The organism is Saccharopolyspora tripterygii, from assembly GCF_054778355.1.
The window spans coordinates 107,863-125,818 of the sequence record NZ_BAAGZP010000040.1; the positions used below are offsets into that span (position 1 = coordinate 107,863).

The 17,956-nt window shown below is 69.4% G+C and carries 15 protein-coding genes and 2 pseudogenes; 5 read left to right on the forward strand and 12 right to left on the reverse strand.

Annotated features, from left to right (window positions below):
* Window positions 1–252: 252 nt before the first annotated feature.
* Window positions 253–714: an MSMEG_3727 family PQQ-associated protein gene (locus ACYVF3_RS27845; protein ID WP_461157234.1), complete on the forward strand. Its 462-nt coding sequence runs from the start codon at window positions 253–255 to the stop codon at window positions 712–714.
* Between the two features lie 13 nt (window positions 715–727).
* A complete protein-coding gene (locus tag ACYVF3_RS27850; RefSeq protein WP_461157235.1) occupies window positions 728–2,428 on the forward strand; it encodes a PQQ-dependent dehydrogenase, methanol/ethanol family in 1,701 nt (566 codons plus the stop codon).
* A 233-nt stretch (window positions 2,429–2,661) separates the two neighbouring features.
* Here ACYVF3_RS27850 and ACYVF3_RS27855 read toward each other — a convergent pair.
* The 3 genes and pseudogenes from ACYVF3_RS27855 to ACYVF3_RS27865 form a co-directional block, all read right to left on the reverse strand.
* A pseudogene (locus ACYVF3_RS27855) lies at window positions 2,662–2,967 on the reverse strand (DUF3846 domain-containing protein); the annotation flags it as partial.
* A gap of 80 nt (window positions 2,968–3,047) precedes the next feature.
* Window positions 3,048–3,728 (reverse strand): hypothetical protein, encoded by a 681-nt coding sequence (locus tag ACYVF3_RS27860; RefSeq protein WP_461157236.1) that lies wholly within the window; start codon window positions 3,726–3,728, stop codon window positions 3,048–3,050.
* A 71-nt stretch (window positions 3,729–3,799) separates the two neighbouring features.
* Window positions 3,800–4,963: a hypothetical protein gene (locus ACYVF3_RS27865; protein WP_461157237.1), complete on the reverse strand. Its 1,164-nt coding sequence runs from the start codon at window positions 4,961–4,963 to the stop codon at window positions 3,800–3,802.
* A gap of 207 nt (window positions 4,964–5,170) precedes the next feature.
* Here ACYVF3_RS27865 and ACYVF3_RS27870 point away from each other — a divergent pair, with 207 nt between their 5' ends.
* Window positions 5,171–5,935, forward strand: coding sequence for an alpha/beta fold hydrolase (locus ACYVF3_RS27870; protein ID WP_461157238.1), 765 nt, complete (start codon window positions 5,171–5,173; stop codon window positions 5,933–5,935).
* A gap of 9 nt (window positions 5,936–5,944) precedes the next feature.
* On the opposite strand, the gene ACYVF3_RS27875 is transcribed toward ACYVF3_RS27870, so the two are convergent.
* Window positions 5,945–6,622, reverse strand: a complete 678-nt coding sequence (locus ACYVF3_RS27875) for a polysaccharide deacetylase family protein (RefSeq protein WP_461157555.1) — start codon at window positions 6,620–6,622, stop codon at window positions 5,945–5,947.
* A gap of 513 nt (window positions 6,623–7,135) precedes the next feature.
* Between ACYVF3_RS27875 and ACYVF3_RS27880 the strand changes: the two genes are divergently transcribed.
* Complete coding sequence (locus ACYVF3_RS27880) at window positions 7,136–8,446, forward strand: MFS transporter (protein ID WP_461157239.1); 1,311 nt, start codon at window positions 7,136–7,138, stop codon at window positions 8,444–8,446.
* 92 nt (window positions 8,447–8,538) lie between these two features.
* Here the strand turns inward: ACYVF3_RS27880 and ACYVF3_RS27885 are convergent, their stop codons facing one another.
* On the reverse strand, window positions 8,539–9,333 hold the full coding sequence (locus ACYVF3_RS27885) for a sulfite exporter TauE/SafE family protein (RefSeq protein ID WP_461157240.1): 795 nt from the start codon (window positions 9,331–9,333) through the stop codon (window positions 8,539–8,541).
* A 120-nt stretch (window positions 9,334–9,453) separates the two neighbouring features.
* Here ACYVF3_RS27885 and ACYVF3_RS27890 point away from each other — a divergent pair, with 120 nt between their 5' ends.
* Window positions 9,454–9,963: a hemerythrin domain-containing protein gene (locus tag ACYVF3_RS27890; RefSeq protein ID WP_461157241.1), complete on the forward strand. Its 510-nt coding sequence runs from the start codon at window positions 9,454–9,456 to the stop codon at window positions 9,961–9,963.
* A 130-nt stretch (window positions 9,964–10,093) separates the two neighbouring features.
* Here ACYVF3_RS27890 and ACYVF3_RS27895 read toward each other — a convergent pair whose 3' ends face one another.
* From ACYVF3_RS27895 to ACYVF3_RS27925, 7 genes and pseudogenes are all read right to left on the reverse strand, one after another.
* Window positions 10,094–11,590, reverse strand: a complete 1,497-nt coding sequence (locus ACYVF3_RS27895) for a sulfatase-like hydrolase/transferase (RefSeq protein ID WP_461157242.1) — start codon at window positions 11,588–11,590, stop codon at window positions 10,094–10,096.
* Complete coding sequence (locus ACYVF3_RS27900; RefSeq protein WP_461157243.1) at window positions 11,587–12,570, reverse strand: aliphatic sulfonate ABC transporter substrate-binding protein; 984 nt, start codon at window positions 12,568–12,570, stop codon at window positions 11,587–11,589. The genes ACYVF3_RS27895 and ACYVF3_RS27900 overlap by 4 nt, the downstream gene beginning before the upstream one ends.
* Complete coding sequence (locus tag ACYVF3_RS27905; protein WP_461157244.1) at window positions 12,567–13,361, reverse strand: ABC transporter ATP-binding protein; 795 nt, start codon at window positions 13,359–13,361, stop codon at window positions 12,567–12,569. The genes ACYVF3_RS27900 and ACYVF3_RS27905 overlap by 4 nt, the downstream gene beginning before the upstream one ends.
* The gene (locus ACYVF3_RS27910) at window positions 13,358–14,161 is read right to left on the reverse strand and encodes an ABC transporter permease (RefSeq protein ID WP_461157245.1); all 804 of its coding nucleotides are present in this window, start codon (window positions 14,159–14,161) and stop codon (window positions 13,358–13,360) included. Before ACYVF3_RS27910 ends, ACYVF3_RS27905 begins: the two co-directional genes overlap by 4 nt.
* Before the next feature lie 68 nt (window positions 14,162–14,229).
* Complete coding sequence (locus tag ACYVF3_RS27915) at window positions 14,230–15,450, reverse strand: ROK family transcriptional regulator (RefSeq protein ID WP_461157246.1); 1,221 nt, start codon at window positions 15,448–15,450, stop codon at window positions 14,230–14,232.
* A gap of 249 nt (window positions 15,451–15,699) precedes the next feature.
* Window positions 15,700–17,284, reverse strand: a pseudogene (locus tag ACYVF3_RS27920) (GMC oxidoreductase).
* Between the two features lie 84 nt (window positions 17,285–17,368).
* Window positions 17,369–17,926 carry a TetR/AcrR family transcriptional regulator gene (locus ACYVF3_RS27925; protein ID WP_461157247.1) on the reverse strand — a complete coding sequence of 186 codons (558 nt, stop codon included), beginning with the start codon at window positions 17,924–17,926 and terminating at the stop codon, window positions 17,369–17,371.
* Between the last annotated feature and the right edge of the window lie 30 nt (window positions 17,927–17,956).

Genomic DNA, 17,956 nt, shown 5'->3' on the forward strand with positions numbered 1-17,956 from the left:
GTACGGACTCCCGGTCCAGCGGTTTCCGGTTTTGGACCGCCCGCACCCGGCGTAACGTCCGGATTCATTGCAGGACAATTGATTTGATCCACGAGTCGGTCACTCGATCGGCTTGAAGCGCTGTTCTCTCCAGCAATGCGCGCGGTGGGGGCGCCGGCGAATCGAATTCGAGTGGAATTCGCGCATTCCGGTTCAGCACCACCCTCTCGCCGAGCGCGTGCACGAGACGGATTCACAAGGAGGTGAGGTCCGATGACGACAGCGAAGGAACGAACAGACCTTCTCGCTCAGGTCGGATTGGACGTGCAGAACGGGGCGACGATCGGCCGCGTGCTCGGCACCGGGAACATCGAACACGCCACCGAGCGGGCCGACGGCACGATGGAGGCCACGATCCGCATCGAACCGGACGAGATCGCGTTCGACCCGTCGATCCTGATCCTCCCGCACGGCGGCGACCTCGAACTCACGCTCATCAACGACGACCTCAACACGCACTGCGCACTGCTGCCCAGCAACGGCGACCGCAAGTTCATCTGGCTGGTCAACCACTCCAAGGGCGTGGCCAAGCTGAACCTGGACGGCCCCGGCTACTACTGGTTCAGCTCCCCCACCGGCAACGACGAGGGCCGTGGTCTGACCGGCGCCATCGTCGTGCTCGGCGAAGTGCCGCCGGAAGCCCGTCTCGACCGCCCCGACCAGCCGCGCCCGTGAACAGGAGCACGTCATGACCGTGGAATACGTGGACGCCGGTGAGGCGATCGACCAGGGCCTGCTCACCAGCCTTCCCCGCAACGCGCCCGACGCCGCCATGAGCGTCGGGTACGAACGCCTGCTCGACGCGCGCAACGAAGCGCACAACTGGCTCACCTACTACGGCGCGTACGACGGCCAGCGCCACAGCCTGCTCGACGAGATCAACACCGAGAACGTCAAGAGCATCGGCCCCACCTGGATCTTCCAGGCCGGGACCGCGGGCATGATCGCCGGGGCCTCGACCTACGCGTTCGAGGCGACCCCGATCGTCGTCGACGGAGTCATGTACGTCTCCGGCTGGGACGGCTGGGTGTGGGCGCTCGACGCCAAGACCGGTGCCCAGCTGTGGCGCTACAAGCACGCCGTTCCCTACGACGTATCGCTGTGCTGCGGCAACGTCAACCGCGGTGTCGCGGTGGCCAAGGGCAAGGTCTTCACCGTCACCCCCAACGCCCACCTGCTCGCGCTGGACGCGATGACCGGTGAGCGCGTGTGGGACAAGACCATCGGCGACGTGCGGGCCGGGGAGAGCGCCTCGCTGGCCCCCTTGGTGGTCAAGGACATGGTCATCACCGGCAGCGCCGGTGGCGAGTTCGGCGTGCGCGGCCACATGGACGCCTTCGACATGGAGTCCGGTGAGCACCGCTGGCGCTGCTACATGGTGCCCAAGCCGGGCGAACCGGGCTCCGAGACCTGGCCTGCCGACGGCGAGGCGTGGGCGCGCGGCGGTGCGAACCCGTGGATCACCGCGACCTTCGACCCGGACACCAACCTGCTCTACGCGGGCACCGGCAACCCGGCTCCCGACTTCGACGGGGCGGTGCGCGAAGGCGACAACCTCTACACCGACAGCATCGTCGCCGTGGACGTGGACGCCGGGCGCATCCAGTGGCACTACCAGTGCACCCCGCACGACGTGTGGGACTACGACAGCACGATGGAGAACATCCTGTTCGACCAGGACGGGCGCAAGATGCTCGGCCACTTCGACAAGAACGGGTACTTCTTCGTGCTCGACCGCACCGACGGCGAGCTGATCTCGGTCACGCCCTACGTTGACCGGATCGACTGGGGCACCATCACCCGCGACGGCAAGGTGACCCCGCGCAAGTACCCGGACGCCGAAGGCGAGCCGGTCCACTTCTACCCCGGCCCGGCCGGTGCCAAGGAGTGGACGCACGCCGCCTACAGCCCGCGCACCGAGCTGTTCTACGTCCCGGTCCAGGACGTCGGGGCCACCGCCACCCGGCGCCGCCGCGAGTTCCGCGAGGGAATTCCCTACTGGGGTGCGGGTGTTCAGGTGGACGCCGACGACATGCGCGGATCCATCAGCGCTTTCGACTCCAAGGGCGAGGAGAAGTGGCGCTGGCGCAACAACCTGCCGATGTGCTCGTCGGTGCTGACCACCGCCGGGGACCTGGTGTTCGCGGGGACGCCCTCGGGTGAGTTCATCGCCCTGGACGCGCGCACTGGCGAGAAGCTGTGGGAGTTCCAGTGCGGGAGCGGCCACCACGGCAGCCCCATGACCTACTCGGTCGACGACAAGCAGTACATCGCCGTGCCGGTCGGCTGGGGCGGCTGGATCGAGGGGTTCCTGCCGGGGATGCTCGGAGCGGGCCACGGCAGCGCCCTCATCGTCTTCGCGCTGCCGGACATCCCGGCCATGCGGTAGGCGTTCGCACGACACGGCCCCGGGGACCCCGTCACGGTCCCCGGGGCCACTTCCGTGCGGCGCCCGAGGCCACGCTCCGCGACCTCGCGGCTGCCCGCCGACGCGGACCCGTATCCCGCCATGCACACCGCAGCGCGTGCGAACCCGGAGCGCGCGACCGAGAGGCCTCCTAGTCGTCGCCCGCCCGCGTGCGGTGCGAGACCGGCTAAGAAGCCTTCGAGCTTGGCGGAGATGTCGTGGGGCAAGGGCTGAAGGTCGCCGCCGCGACCGTTGGCACCGGCCACGACGACCGGCCCGTGAAGGGTTTCGGTCGGCCACCCGAGGAACGCCGTAGCGGCGGTTGCCGAGGGATTCGGTTCGAGGCCGGGCTTGCCGGGCGCGTCTTCGTCGCACCACAACGTCATCGCCTGCGGCAGCACGTGCACCGTGGAGTAGCCGCCGACGGCGTCCTGTAGGGCGCGCAGTAGCTCGAACTCGTTGCGGGCAGGTAGGTCGAGCTCCACAAACATGCCGTCAGGGTCGATCCGCAGGACTCGCATGTTCGCGTCCTTTCCGGAGAGAAGAGCGGCGGCCGAGCCTCAAAAGGATCGGCCGCCGGTGGCAAAGCATCGAGCAGGCGCTAGAACCTGTTGACCTCGACGACCTTGCACGTGATCTCGTCGGCCGACTCCGCGACCATCGTCATCGCCTCGAAGCCGGTCTTGTGGGTGACCTGTCCGGGCTGTAGCTCGCTGGCGGTGACGGCGATTTCGCCGAGCCGGTTCCCAGCGGCGTCGTCGACGGCGATCGTCGCCCAGTAGGAACGGGCGCGGTCGGTCGAGTTCGTCACGGTCACGTCGGCTTCGGCCTTCGTCGAGCCGTACTGCGATTCGGTCTTGCAGCCGGAAACCACGACGTCGGCAAGTGCGCCGTTGACGTTGGTTCCGGTCGCGGTTCCGCCGGACACGGCCGGAGCGGTCGCGCCGAGATCCTGACTGATCTGGTCCATGTCCTTGACGAACTGGTCGGTTGCCTGGAAAAGGATCACCATTCCCCAGATGCCAGCGGCGGCGACCAGGACGCCGAGCCCGGTGGATATGGCGGACATGGTTCTGTTGGTCGCGATGCCTTTGCGGGCGCGACCCAAGCCCATGAGCCCGAAGACGAACGCGAGTCCTCCGAGGATCAGGGCCATGAAGCCGGTCAAGGGGATCAGCGCGAACACAGCGCCGATGAGGGCGAGGACCAGCGCCGTGATGCCGAAGCCGTTGCGCGGTTGCGGGGCGTACTGCGGGTACTGCTGCTGGTAGCTGACGTTCATGAGTGGCGGGACCTTTCGAAAGTGGGAGTGGCGCAGCGGGAGCGGCGGAGTGACCGTCGCTCCCGGTGTGGTTACTGCCTGCGTGCGTAGGCGAGACCGCCGCCGACGGCACCGACCACCACGACCGTGCCCACCGCGATGCCCGTCCACAGCAGGGACGAGCTCGTGCCGGTCGGGGCGGAGGCGAGCTGCATCGTCACCTCCGGCGTGCCGACCGGGGTCGGCGCGGTGAGCGGAGACTCAGCGACCGATCCGGCCGACGGGACGACGGTCACCGGAGACGTGAGCGCTTTCGGGGTCGACGCCGGAGCAGCGGCCGGGCCGGTCGCGACGGGAGCCGGGCCGGTCGCGGCCACCGGTGCGGCGCTGCCGACCGGCCGCCAGGCCGACGCCTGGCCGCTCGGCGCGCTGGGCTGCACGACGGCGGGCACCTCCGGCGTGGGGTCCGGGGTCGGCTCCGGCGCGGGCTCGGGCTCGCAGACGGGAAGCGCGGCGTTGGCTTCGGCGTCGGCGAGCAGAGCACTGACGTCGACAACGTCGCGCTGACGGGTGGCCACCGCGTCGGCCGCCGCATCGCGGGCAACGGCAAGCTCGGGAATCTGCCGCTGTAGCGCCTGGTACTGCGGGTACAGGGACTTACCCAATGCCGTCATCGTGTCGACGGTGGTCTGAAGCTTCGCGATCCGGTTGCGCTGGTTCTGCTGGCTCGCCGGTCCGTAGTGCTCGATCTGCGCTTCGGCAGCGGCCTTGTCCACCCGGGCGGCTTCGGCGGCAGTGTGGGCGGCGTCCATGCCCGTTTGGTCACCGGCGTTCTTCGCCGTCCGGTAGTCGCGCTGAGCCTTGCCGATGAGGTCAAGGGCGGTTTCGCGCTTGACCTCCCAGATGGGCAACTTCGCCTGGAAAGCGGCGATGTAGCCCTCACGGGTGGCGATCTCGGCGAGCGCGGCGTTCTTGCTGGCGTTGGCCACGCGCACCTGCGCGGCCAGGCTCCCAGCCTGCGAACGGGCGTCGGTGAGAGCCGTCTCCGCGCCGGAGAGCTGGGAGGTTACCAGCGTGAGCGCGTCCTGAGCGGCGGCACGTTGCGCGGCGTAGTCGGTGACGTGACCGGTAGCGGTCTCGTGCTCGGCGGCAGTCACGCACTCGTCGGCCGCGAAGGCGACCGGACCGGACAGCGCCAGAGGCGCGGCGATGGCCGCGATGATGCCCACCTTCGAAACGATCTTCAGTTCTCGCATGGGGTGTCCTTTACCCACTAAGCCGCACACCCATCGGTGCGGACCATGCCGCCGGGAATGACGTCCGGTCGGCAACTGGATAAGCGCAAGACGACGCCCGTTCGTTACTGCGGCCGACGTGTGATCTGCTACGTCTCCGGGGCCTCGCCATGCGGTCTCGTCGGTGGGCCGTGAGAGGCTCGCGCGGGCCGAGCCAGGAGGATCACCGTGCCCATAGCGCACCGCAACGGAGTGCAGATCGCCTACGAGATCGTCGGCGACGGACCACCGATCGTGCTGCACCCGGGCATGTTCCAGCGCGGAGTGCAGTGGACGAAGGCCGGTTACACCTCGGCGCTGGCGCGCACCCACTCGGTGATCATCGTCGATCCGCTCGGTCTTGGCGGCAGCTCCGCTCCGCGCGATCCCGCCAACTACTCGCTGCCCCGACGCGCGGCATCGGTCACCGCCGTCCTCGACGATCTGGGGCTGGCCGAGGCCGCGTTCTGGGGCTACTCCCTCGGCGCCCTGACCGGTTACGCGGTGGCCGTGCACGCTCCGGAACGCCTCACCCGCCTGGTCGCGGGCGCGTTCGACCCGATCAACGGCTTCGGCCCAGCGGCCGACGCCATGCTCCGCGACCTCGGGCTGCCCGCCGATGCGGACCCCTATTCCGCCATGCACGCCGCAGCGCGGGCGAACCCGGAGCGCGCGGCCGAGATCGATGCCCTCGACCCGGCGGCGCTCCGCGCGAACTACGAGGCCTTCTCCCGCGAACCGGGCGTCCACCAGCAGCTGGGCCGGGTAGACGTCCCGATCCTGATGTACGCGGGCAGCGCCGACCCGTGGCACGACGCGATGCGCACGTTCGCCGACCGCACCGGCACGCCCTTCACCTCCCTGCCCGACGCCGACCACCCGCAGGCGTGGCGGGATGCCTCGCGAGCTCTGGCCCTCGCCCGACCTTTCCTCGCGGAGGATTGCGGACGGTGAGCGCGCGGCTCAGGCGCCCGGGGCGACCGCGCGGCCGGTCTCCGGGGAGATCTCGCCCGAACAGAGCCCCTTGCCCTTCAGGGTTTCGGCGATCCCGGGGATCGCGGCGAGGGTGTTGGGCGGCCAGTCGTGCATGACGATGACCTGGCCGTCGGTGAGGCTCGCGCCGGCCTGGACGATCTGATCGACGGTGGCGCCGTTCCAGTCCATCGAGTCGACGTCCCAGAGGATCTCGGTGAGCCCGCGAGCCTCCGCGACCGCGCGCAAGGTCTCGTTGGTCTCGCCGTAGGGCGGGCGGAACAGCACCGGCACCCCTCCCCCGGCGGCGGCGATCGCCTCCTGCGCACGGGAGATCTCCTCGTCCATCTGGGGCTCGGTCAACTCGGTCATGTGCGGGTGGCTGTAGCTGTGGTTGCCGACCCACATACCGGCCTCGACCTCGGAGGCGACCAGCTGCGGGTGGTCCGTCGCGTTGTCGCCCTGGTTGAACATCGTTGCGCGCAAGCCGTTCTCGCGCAGCGCGCTCAGGAGCTTCGCCGTCGTACCACCGGGGCCGTCGTCGAAGCTCAACCCGACGTAGCCGGCGCACCCCTCCACCCCCACCGCGACACCCACCGGACCCGCCACGACCGCCGCCGCGAACACCGCGGCCACGGCGCAGACCCGCACTCCCGCTCTCCCCGACATGCTCACCACGTCCTCTCCCCGCCCACTCCTCAACCCCGCCGAAGAGTCCGCGACTCCGGCGGCCCACCCCCAGCAGACGGACACACGATTAGGTGAAACACCGGGAGCAGCCCAGTTTTAGTCATAACTGAGCATGATCAATGTCCGTTTTGCCCGCTCAATTTGGACTAAAACTGGGACTTGGTGAGGCTCCGGGCGCAGAAGGGCGTCGCTCCGGGGGTTTCCGGTTCGGGGCGAGTATGGGTGTCGTGCTGGGTGGCGACAAAGGGATGCACTCGAAAGGCCTTCGGGATTCTTCTTCCTCGCGCTTCCTGAACATGGTCATCCGCAACGGCTTCGGGAGAGCAGGCCTTCGCGGCAGGGGCCGCCGCGGCCGAGGTCCCGGCTTCATGGGGGCGGCCCGAATTTAACCCTTGTGGTGATTCGTCCCGATGGATACCGTCCCCTAAAACTTACGCCGTTAGTTATCTGGGTCACAGACCCGTCCGACCAACACCACCGGAGGACGACCGGATGGCCGCCACCGCGACGAGTGCGCGTCGAGTAGCGCTCGCGAGCCTCATCGGCACCACCATCGAGTGGTACGACTTCTTCATCTACGGCACCGCCGCAGCGCTGGTGTTCAACCAGTTGTTCTTCCCGAAGTTCGACCCCGTCGTCGGGACCGTCGCCGCGTTCGCGACCTTCGCCGTGGGCTTCCTCGCCCGCCCCATCGGCGGCGTCCTGTTCGCGCACTACGGCGACAAGCTCGGCCGCAAACCCATGCTCATCGCCTCCCTGATGCTGATGGGGTTCGCGACGCTGCTGATGGGCCTGCTGCCGACCTACGCCACGATCGGCGTGTGGGCGCCGGTCCTGCTGACGCTGCTGCGGTTCGCCCAGGGCATCGGCGTCGGCGGCGAGTGGGGCGGGGCCGCGCTCATGGCGGTCGAGCACGCGCCGAAGGGCAAGCGCGGCTTCTACGGCAGCTGGCCGCAGGTCGGAGTGCCCGCGGGCCTGCTGCTGGGCAACCTGACGTTCACGGTGCTCTCGGCGAGCATGTCGGAGGAGACGTTCCTCGCCTGGGGCTGGCGCGTTCCGTTCCTGTGCAGCGCCGTGCTGATCGTGGTGGGCTTCGCCATCCGGCTGAAGATCAGCGAGAGCCCGGTGTTCCAGCAGGCGGTGGAGCGCGAGGATCAGGAACGCGCCGAGCGGATGCCGGTGGTCGAGGTGCTGCGAAGGCACCCGAAGACGATCCTGCTCGCCGCCGGGTCGTTCCTCGCCACCAACGCGACGTTCTACGTCGGAACGACCTGGATCGTCTCCTACACCACCACGACACTGGACTACGAGCGCACCACGATCCTGAGCGCGAACGCGCTGCTGGCGGCCGTCGACATCCCGCTGATGATGGCGTTCGGCCTGCTGTCGGACCGGATCGGCCGACGCGGCATGTCGCTGGGCGGGATGCTGGCGCTCGGGCTGTTCGCGGTGCCGTGGATCATGCTGGTCGACAGCGGGTCCATCGGGTTGTTCCTGCTCGCCGGCATCGTCGTGCAGGCTTGCCGGACCGCCGTGTACGGGCCGCAATCGGCGTTCTTCTCGGAGTTGTTCAGCACCCGGCTCCGCTACAGCGGCGCCTCGCTGGCCTACCAGATCGCGGCGATCCTGGGCGGCGGCATCGCCCCGATGATCTGCACCGCGCTGTTCGCGGCTACCGGGAGCTCCTTCTCCATCGCGGGATACGTCGTGGTGCTGTGCCTGATCTCGTTCGTCTCGACCTACCTGCTCGCCGAGACCTACAAGCGCGACCTCGACGACACCCCTGCCCCGGCCAAGGCCTGACCCCCATCGCGAGAACCGCAGTACTCGTCGACGCGAGTACTGCGGTTCTCGTGCGTCTGCGGCCCGGGCGCGCAGCAACTCCGCACCAGCTCCTAGCGGACGCCTGCGGTGACGGCCGCGAGGGTGACGAGCACGAGCAGGGCGAGGTAGGCGCGGGCGTGCACGACGTCGTCGATCTCCGGCGGGCGCCTGCGCAGCAGCACGATCACCGGGATCGCCGTCACCAGCAGGATCGCGGCCGACCGCAGGTCGATCAGCCCGACCACTCCCTCCCCGGTCACCGCGGGGGTCCCGAGGAAGAACACGACCAGGGCGGGGAGGCTAATCGCGAAGGTCAGCGGGTTGGCCAGCGGTGCCGCGACCGACATCGGCATCCCGCCGCGCCGCAGCAGCGGCACAGTCATGACGCTGCCGCCCACGCCGAGGAAGGAGGCCACAGCACCGATCGGCACGCCCAGGACGGTCGGGATCGGGAACCGCGCGCGGGCGGGAGCCGCAGCCGTGGAGGGCCGGAGGAACCCGGGACGCAGCAGGGCGTCGGCGATCGTCACGCAGAGGTAGGCGACAAAACCCCAGTGGATGAGCGGTGACGGCGCCAGTCCCGCGAGCAGCGCGCCGCAGAGCCCGCCGACCGCGAGCAGACCGCAGAGGACCTTGGCCCCGCCGAGCCGTCGCAGCACGGGGCGCGGCGTGGCGGAGGTGGCGACCGCGGCGTTGACGACCATCACCGCCGAGGAGGTCGCGATCGCGACCACGGCCGTCGATTCACCGAGCGGCGCGTCGACCCACATGATCACCGGGACGGTGACGAACCCGCCGCCGAACCCGAACAGCACGGTCGTCACGCCGGTCACCAGGCCGACCAGGGCGAGGAAGAGCAACTCCATGCCGCCCAGTCCATCGCGTCGACCGGCACGGCCACAATCCGCCCGTCCTTGCCCTGCGCCCCGACGATGGTCGATGATCCGTTTCAGCCCGAACCCCACCACAGGTCGAAGGGGACACCCGTGTCCGAAGACGTCGTCGAACTCATCCTGGCGGATCACCGCCGCTTCGAGGACCTGCTGCGCGCCCTCCGCAGCTCCGCATCCGATCGCGGATCCGCGCTCGGCGAGATCGCCGCGCTGCTGGTCGCGCACGCCGAAGCCGAGGAGAAGGAGGTGTACCCGGTGCTGCGCAAGCTCTCCTCGGAAGACGCGGAGGACGTCGACCACGGCGCCGAGGAGCACGCCGAGGGCCACGAGGCGCTGCTGGCGCTGATGGAGTGCGACGAGCCCGGTTCCGAGCAGTGGGACTCGCGGCTGGAGGAGCTCAGCGAATCGCTCACCCACCACCTCGACGAGGAGGAGCGCACGGTCCTCAACGACGCCCGCTCGGCGGTCGACGCGCAGCGCCGCGCGGAGCTCGGCAGGGCCTTCACCGCCAAGCGCCGCGAACTCATCGACTCGGGCTGCGGACGCATCGAGAACGTCCGAGAGCTCGTCCGCAGCAAGGGACCGTCGCAGCACCAGCACTAGAGCCGTTCGCGGGCCCGGGTTCTCGCGCCGATCGACAGGTCAGGCAGCTGCAGGGACCCGGGCGCCGATCGCTCGGCGCCGGTGGGACGAAGCATCACGACGGGAGCGGCACTCGCCGCGCTCGCGTGATCTAGCGCTGGTAGGTGCTCTCGTCCAGGCCGCTGAGCGTGGGGTCGTGGGCGATCTCGCCGACCTCGTACATCGAGGTCATCCAGTGGTAGAAGTTGTCGCCCCGCTCGCGGAGGAGTTCGTAGAGGCGTCGCATCAGGCGGCCCCGGACCTCCGCCATCTCCGGGTGCGGGTAGCGGTTGATGAGCTCGTCCGGATCGGTTTCCAGGTCGTAGAGCTCGTTGACCGAGTCCGGGTTGACCACGAGCTTGTACCGGTCGGTGCGCAACATCCGCTGGGGGTACGGGAAGTGGTGCCCGTGGAACTCGCAGACGAGCTCCTCCGGCCACTCCACACCGTCCTCATCGGACACCAGAGGCAGCAGGCTCCGGGAATCCACAGCGGGTTCCGGGTCGATACCGGCGAGTTCGAGGATCGTGGCCGTGCAGTCCAGGAGGCTGACGAACTCCGAGCGCACCACTCCCCCGGGCGCACCGGGAACGCGCACGATCCCGGGCGTCCGGTAGATGTCCTCGTACATCGCCGGGCCCTTGTCGTGCAACCGGTGGGCACCGGTGAACTCGCCGTGGTCGCTGGTGAAGAACACCGCGGTGTCGTCGGCCAGTCCCAGGCGCTGCATCGCCTCCAGGACCCGGCCGATCTCGTGGTCGATGAGCGCCACGTACCCCCAGTACACGGCGATCAGCTTGCGGGTGGTCTCCAGCGGCATCGTGTCGAACGTCCAGTGCGCGCTGTAGTTCTGCTGCACCGGGGGTTTGCCGTGGAAGGTCTCGGCGACCGAACGCGGCAGCGGCACGTCCTCCGGGTCGACCATGTCGAAGTACTCGTCGGGGATGATGTAGGGCAGGTGCGGGCCGAAGAAGCTGAGCTCCAGGAAGAACGGCTTCTCGCGCTCGCGCGCGTCGGCGGCGTAGCGCTCCATCATCTCGATGGCGCGGGTGGCCAGGTAGTGCTCGAAGGTCGCCTCGGTCGGCTGGTGCAGCCGGGCCGCCAGGAGGTTTCCCGGCCCGCCGTTGGGCAGGGTGCCGCGGATGCGGTCGCTGATCTCGTAGGGCGGCAGGTCGTTCTCGGCGAGGTAGGCCAGGTAGTCGGGGTGCTCGACGGGGTTGTGCCAGCCCGGCAGGTCCGGCCCGTCGAACCCGAAGCTCCCCGCGTCCCTCTCCGTCCCGATGTGCCACTTGCCGATGAGCCCGCAGTTGTACCCGTGGGCGCGCAACGACTCCGAGAAGGTGAACTTCCCGTCGGGCAGGTCCTCGATGTAGCCGACGTTGCGCTCGTGGTTGGCGAGCAGCTTGTGCCGGAACGGCGCCTGACCGGTGAGCAGGCTGGCGCGGGCGGGCGTGCAGATGGCCGTCGGCGTGTACCAGCGGTCGAATCGGGTGCCGCTGGCGGCCAGCGCGTCGAGGTTCGGCGTGACCGCCCTCGCGTTGCCGTAGGCGCCGAGGGTGTCGGTGCGGTGCTGGTCGGTCATCAGGAACAGGATGTTGCGCTGGTTCATCGATTTCCCGCCGAGGTGAACAGTTCTCCGGTGTAGTAGTCCTGCGGCCCGGTGCTCTGCTTGAGCTGGCCGGTCCCGGTGAAGTAGGCGTCCATCGCCGACAGCCAGCGCTGGGCGGTTCCGTCGCCGGTGATCCGGTCGAGCTCCTCGACGCCGAGCGCTCTCACGTTGGCGGCGTCGGCGCGGACCTGCGCCGGGTCCTTGTCCAGCATGTCGGCGGTGAGCTCGATGGTGCGCTCGGCGTTGTCGGTCCGGTACCGCATCGCGTCCCGCAGCACCGCCAGCACCCGGCGGGCCTTGTCCTGCTGGCCGGTCACCACCTCGTTGCCCGCCACGAACGCGGTCGGGAACTCCATCTGCCCGGCGAAGTCGGAGTTCTTGACCAGCTCGACGAGTCCCGGAACCTGCTTCTTGATCGTGTCGATCGCCGGGTACCAGAACCCGGCGGCATCGATGCGCTTGGCGGAGAAGGCGGACACGATCGTCGACGCGTCCATCGGCACGATCCTGACGTCGCCCTTGGTCATCCCGGCGTTGCGCAGCGCGAGGTCCAGGATCATCTCGCCGGAGGTGCCCTGCGGGACGCCGACCGTCTTCCCGCGCAGGTCCGCCACGCTGGTGATGCCCGGCTGAGCGATCACGCGGTCGGCGTTGCCGAGCGTGTTCAGGGCGACGACCTTGGCCTGCCCCGAAGCGGGCAGCCACATCGCGCCGGGACCGATGTAGCCGAAGTCGAGATCGCCGCTTCCCAGCGCCTGGATCTGCAGCGGACCGTTGGTGAAGACGCTGGTCGTGGCGCTGAGACCGTGCTTCTCCCAGAGCTTCTGGTCCTCGGCCACCGCCAGCAGGCTGGCGCCGTTGTAGTCGCCGATGTAGCCGAACCGGACCTCGTTGGCCTCGTCCGCGCCACCACCGCACCCGGTCAGCACCACCGCGAGCGCGGCGAGCACCGCGGCGATCCCTCTCCTCCTGCTGATCATGACGTCCTCTCAGTCGCTGCGGCGCGCTCGTCGTCCTGGTGGTACACGGAGTTCCAGACCCGGTTGCGCAGCGCCGTGAACTCGGGGCTCAACCGGACCTCCTCGTTGCGCGGGTGGGGCAGGTCGACGTCGACGACGTCGTATACGCGGCCGGGCCGGGAAGCCATCACGACCACCCGGTCGGCCAGGTACACGGCCTCGTCGACGTCGTGGGTGATGAACAGAACCGTCCGCCGTTCCCGGTCCCAGGCGCTCAGCAGCTGGTCCTGGAGCTTGACGCGGCTCAGCGCGTCGAGCGCGCCGAAGGGCTCGTCCATCAGCAGGATCGCGGGGTTCACGGCGTAGGCGCGGGCGATGGCGCAGCGCTGCCGCATCCCCCCGGACAGCGCCTTGGGCAGCACGTCGGCGAACTCCGAGAGCCCGACGACGTCGATGAAGTGCGCTGCGCGCCTGCGCCTCTCGTCTCCCGGGACGCCTGCGATCTTCAGGCCGAACTCGACGTTGCCGCGCACGGTCAGCCACGGGAACAGCGCGTACTGCTGGAAGATCACGCCGCGGTCGGGTCCCGGTCCCGAGACCTCCACCCCGTCGACCAGGGCACGTCCCCCGTCCGGCACCTCCAGCCCGGCGAGGATGTTGAGCAACGTGCTCTTGCCGCAGCCGGAAGGTCCGACGACGGTGACGAACTCGTTGTCGGCGATCTCCAGCGACACGTCGTCGAGCGCGACGAACCGCTCGCCGCCGAGGCTGAAGGTCTTGCCGACGCCCTCCAGGGCGATCTTGGGGTTCACGGCCTCTCCTGCCATCCGGTCAGCTTGCGTTCGGCGAGCAGCAGCAAGCGGTCCATGACCAGGCCGAGGATCCCGATGGTGATCAGGCTGACGAAGATCGTCGGCAGGTCGTAGTACAGCTGGGCGTTCTGCATCCGGAAGCCGAGGCCCTCCTGGGCGGCGATGAGCTCCGCCGCGACCACCGTCGCCCACGCCGAGCCCAGACCGACGCGCATGCCGACCAGGATGAACGGGGCCGAAGCCGGCACCACGACCTTGCCGAAGATGGTCGCGTCGCCCGCACCGAGCACCCGGGCCGCGTTGATCAGCGTCGGATCGACCGTGACCACGCCCTGCAGCGTCGAGATGACGCAGGCCAGGAACGCGGCCAGGAAGATCACGAAGATCTTCGGGACCTCGCCGATGCCCATCAGCACGATGGCGAGCGGGATGATCGCCAGCGGCGGGATCGTGCGGAAGAACTGCACCCACGGTTCCCCGAGCGCCCGCACCGGCCGGTACCAGCCCATCAGGAATCCCACGACGACCGCCAGCGCGGAACCCAGCGCGAAGCCGGCCAGCACGCGCGCGAGGCTCGCCAGGACGTCGTCGAGCAACGTGCCCTCGACGAGCATGTCGGCGCCCCGGGCCGCCACCTCGGGTGGTGCGGGGATCTTGACGCCCAGCGCGGACACAGCCCACCACGCGGCGATGCCGAGCAGGACCGAGGCCGCGTTGAGGGCGAGCGGTGCGCTGCGGCGGCGCGGCGCGGACCGCGGGCCCGCCTTCGGCGCGGCGGCGCGCTCACTGAGGACTGCCATGGTCAGGACTCCTTCGAGGGGCGTTCCGGCGCCCGCACCGCTGGTAAGGCCATGTCTGGAACAACTCCTCACGCCGGCAGCGCGCGCACGGCCGCCGGTTCCGGTTGGTCGGCCAGCAGGGGCGTGCCGCGGAAGAGCGCGGCCAGCGCACCGATCGCGCCGTCGTCGTCGGCGAGCCGCGCGGCCCGGACGACGGGCCTCGCCGCGATCCACGGGAACAGCTCCTCGCCGAGGGTCTCGCTGGTCCGCTCGACGAGAACGGGTGTCAGGCGGGCGATCTCGCCGCCGATCACGATCTCGGCAGGGTTGAACACCATCGCCACCGTGCCCACCACCGCGCCCACCGCCGAGGCGGCCTCGCGCAGCACCTGCTCGACCACCGGGTTCGCGGAGCTCGCCAGGTCCTCGATCGATCCGACGTCGGCACCGCGCTCCCGGCAGGCCGCCAGCATCGAGGGGACCGACGCGACCGTCTCCAGGCATCCGCTCTTGCCGCAGCGGCACCGCGCACCACCCGGCACGACGGTGACGTGCCCGAGTTCCCCGGCCAGCCCGGTCGCCCCGGAGACGATCTGGCCGCCGATCACCAGCGCGCCGCCGACGCCGTCGGAAAGCCGCACGTAGAGCAGGTTCTCGTCGTCGGCGCCGCCGGCCAGCGCCTCCGCCAGCGCGGCGAAGCGGGTGTTGTTCTCCACGATCACCGACGCGCCGAAGCGTTCCGCGAAGGAGACGTCCACGTCGTCGCGCGCGGCGGCGAACCCGGGGCCGAAGGCGCCCTCCGGGGCGAGCGGGGCCGAGGAGCGCGGGTGCGGCCCGGTGACGCCGATGCCGATCCCCTGCAAGGCGCGGAAGTGCACGCCGCGCTCGGCGCTGAGCCGGTCGATGAGGTCGAAGGCGATGCTGATGCGCTCGGGCCAGCCGGTGCTGTCGGGGTAGGCCTGCCGCCCGGACACCACCACCTCGTGGGAGGCGTCGGCCACGGCCACGCGCACCCGGCGGTGCCCGAAGTCGACCCCCATGAACTGCCCGGAGTCGGGGTCCAGCACCAGCCGCTCGGCCGGTCTGCCGCTGCCCGCGCGCGAGGCGGCGTCGGTGTCGAGCACGACGACGGACCCGTGTCGCAGCAGGTCACGGGTGATCTCCGAGACCGTGGTGCGCGACAGGCCGACCGCCTCGGCGATCTCACCCCGGCTCAGCGCACCCCGTTCGCGGAGCGCTCGCAGCACCCGCTCCTGGTGGCTGTGACGCACCAGGGCGTGCGCCTCGCCGGGCATTCGCATGTCGGCCATGCTCGGCGGACGTCATTTTTCCGGCAAGGCTCCGACAGAATTGTTCCGAGGAGTGGAACCCCACCAACCCGCAACAGCTCCCCTTGCCCCGCTGGTCACGCTGATCACCGAGCGCGAGAGTCCCCCTTTCGAGGCATTTCCCAGTTTTAGTCCAAACCGAGGGCCTTCGATGCCCGAAATGTCGGCTCAGTTCGGACTAAAACTGGGAAATGCCGGGGACGCGAGGGCGAGCTCGGCGTGGTGCGGGGGTCAGGTGGTCTTCGGGATGTCTTCGGCGAGGATCTTGGCGATGTTGCGCTCGGCGAGGGCCGTGATCGTGACGAACGGGTTCACGCCGGTGCTGCCCGGGATGAGCGAGCCGTCGGTGACGTAGAGGTTGTCGTAGCCCTTCACCCGGCCGTAGAGGTCGGTGGCCTCGCCCAGGACCAGACCGCCCAGCGGGTGGTAGGTGAACCGGTTCTCGAACGCCCGGGTGTCGCCGAACAGGTCGTAGCGGTAGCTGGTGCCGTTGACCGAGTTGATCCGGTCGAACAGCTGCTTGGCCGCGTCGATCGACGGCTGCCCCTGCTCCTCCCGCCACTGCAGGACGGCGCGGTCGGCCCCGGGGTCGTAGCGGAACGAACCGCGTTCCGGGTTGCGCGTGATGGCCAGGTACAGGCTCGCCCAGGTCTCCAATCCCGCTGGGACCGGGGCGATTTCGGCGAAGACCGGATTCACCGGGTCGTCCCAGGCGTCGATGCCCATCGCGGGCATGCCCGATTCGAGGGGACCGACCAGGTCCTGCGGGAGGTTGGCGCGGCCGAGCATCACGTTGCCGTTGTTGCCCCATCCCTGCCCGATCGCCTCACCGAGGTTCGGCAGCTTCCCGGTGTCGCGGGCGCGCAGCAGCAGCTCGGTCGACCCCAGGCTCCCGGCACCGAGGAAGAGGTGCCGGGTGGTGAGCTGGCGGATGCCGAGCACGTTGCCGAACTCGTCGATCCGCTTCACCGACAGCGCGTAGCTGCCGTCCTGCCGCTGGGCGATGTCGCGGACCTCGCTCAACGTCTCGATGGTCACGTTGCCCGTGCCCAGCGCGGCGGCGAGGTAGCTCTTGTCGAGGGAACGCTTGCCGTGGTTGTTGCCGTAGATGACCTCGGCCGCCAGCGCCGAGCGCGGCACCAGCTCGTCCTCCTCCTGGCGCATGTACTCGAAGTCGTAGACGCTGGGCACGAAGGTGGTCTTGTACCCCGGCCTTCTCCGCCGCCGCCCGCGACACCCGCGCGAACTGGTAGGACCGGGACTTCTCGAACCACTCGGGGTCGATGTGGTTGGTGCCGAGCATCGAGTTGGCCAGCGGGAAGAACCTGCCGTACATCTCGTCGGCGTTGACCTCGGGCAGGATCTCCTCGAAGTACCAGCGCTTGGGCGTCACCGCCATCGCACCGTTGACCAGCGATCCGCCGCCGACGCCCCGGCCCACGTAGACCGACATGTCACCGTGGTGGACGCGGTCGAGAACACCGGCGTAGGGCTCGATGTCCCGGTTCGCGACGTCCATCCACAGGAAGGACGCCAGCGGCATCTCGGTGCGGTCCTTGAACCACGTCGACCGGCGGTCCGGCGTGAGCATGTCGGAGAAGACCGTGCCGTCCTCAGCGGGCCTTGTCCACGACTGACCCATCTCGAGCATCACGGTCGGCACGCCGGCAGCGCCGAGGCGCAGCGCGGTCACCGCCGCTCCGTAGCCCGTGCCGATCACGACCGCCGGTGAGTGCTCGGCAGCCTGCGCGGAACGCCGCGTGGAGATGGTGGTCAGTCCCAGCGCCGAAGCGGAACCGAGCGCTGCCATGCCCATGAACTGGCGACGAGAGGTTGAAGCGCGCACAGAGGGCCTTTCTGTCGTTGACAAGCCTTACAACCACTGTCAACGATGTAAAGGTCAAGCGGTGACGTTCAATCCGCTTATCAGGTGACGGTGCAAGTAGGTGCGCAACTGGGCGTCCGAGCGCGACCTGGCGCTCTCGAAGAGCACCAAGGACACCAACCACCGCAGGCACGTCTCGGCGATCTCGTCCAGCTCGGGCTCCAACTCGGGCTGGAACTCCACCAGCGGGAGCAGGAACGAGCGCGACAGCTCCAACGCCCGCGGACCGACGGCGTCGCCCTCGAACAGGATGCTGCCCCGCTCCGGGAACGCGATCGGCGCCAGCGCCGGGCTGCTGCGGAACTCGGCCCGCGCCGCGACCATGACCTCCACGACGTAGTCGGCGGCCGTGGTCGCCTCCTCTCGGGCGCGCTCTATCACCCGCGAGATCACCTGGACCGCCGCCGTTTCCAGCGCTTCGGACACGAGCTGGTCCAAACCGCCGAAGTGCGCGTAGATCGTCGGCCGGGAGAACCCCGAGATCCGGGAGATGGAGCTGATCGAGAGCCCGTCGTAACCGGCGGTCGCCAAGCGCTGGATCGCAGCGTCGACGATCCTGGTGTGGACATCCATCGGGGCAGTATGCGGTGTCCGCTCCCGCCC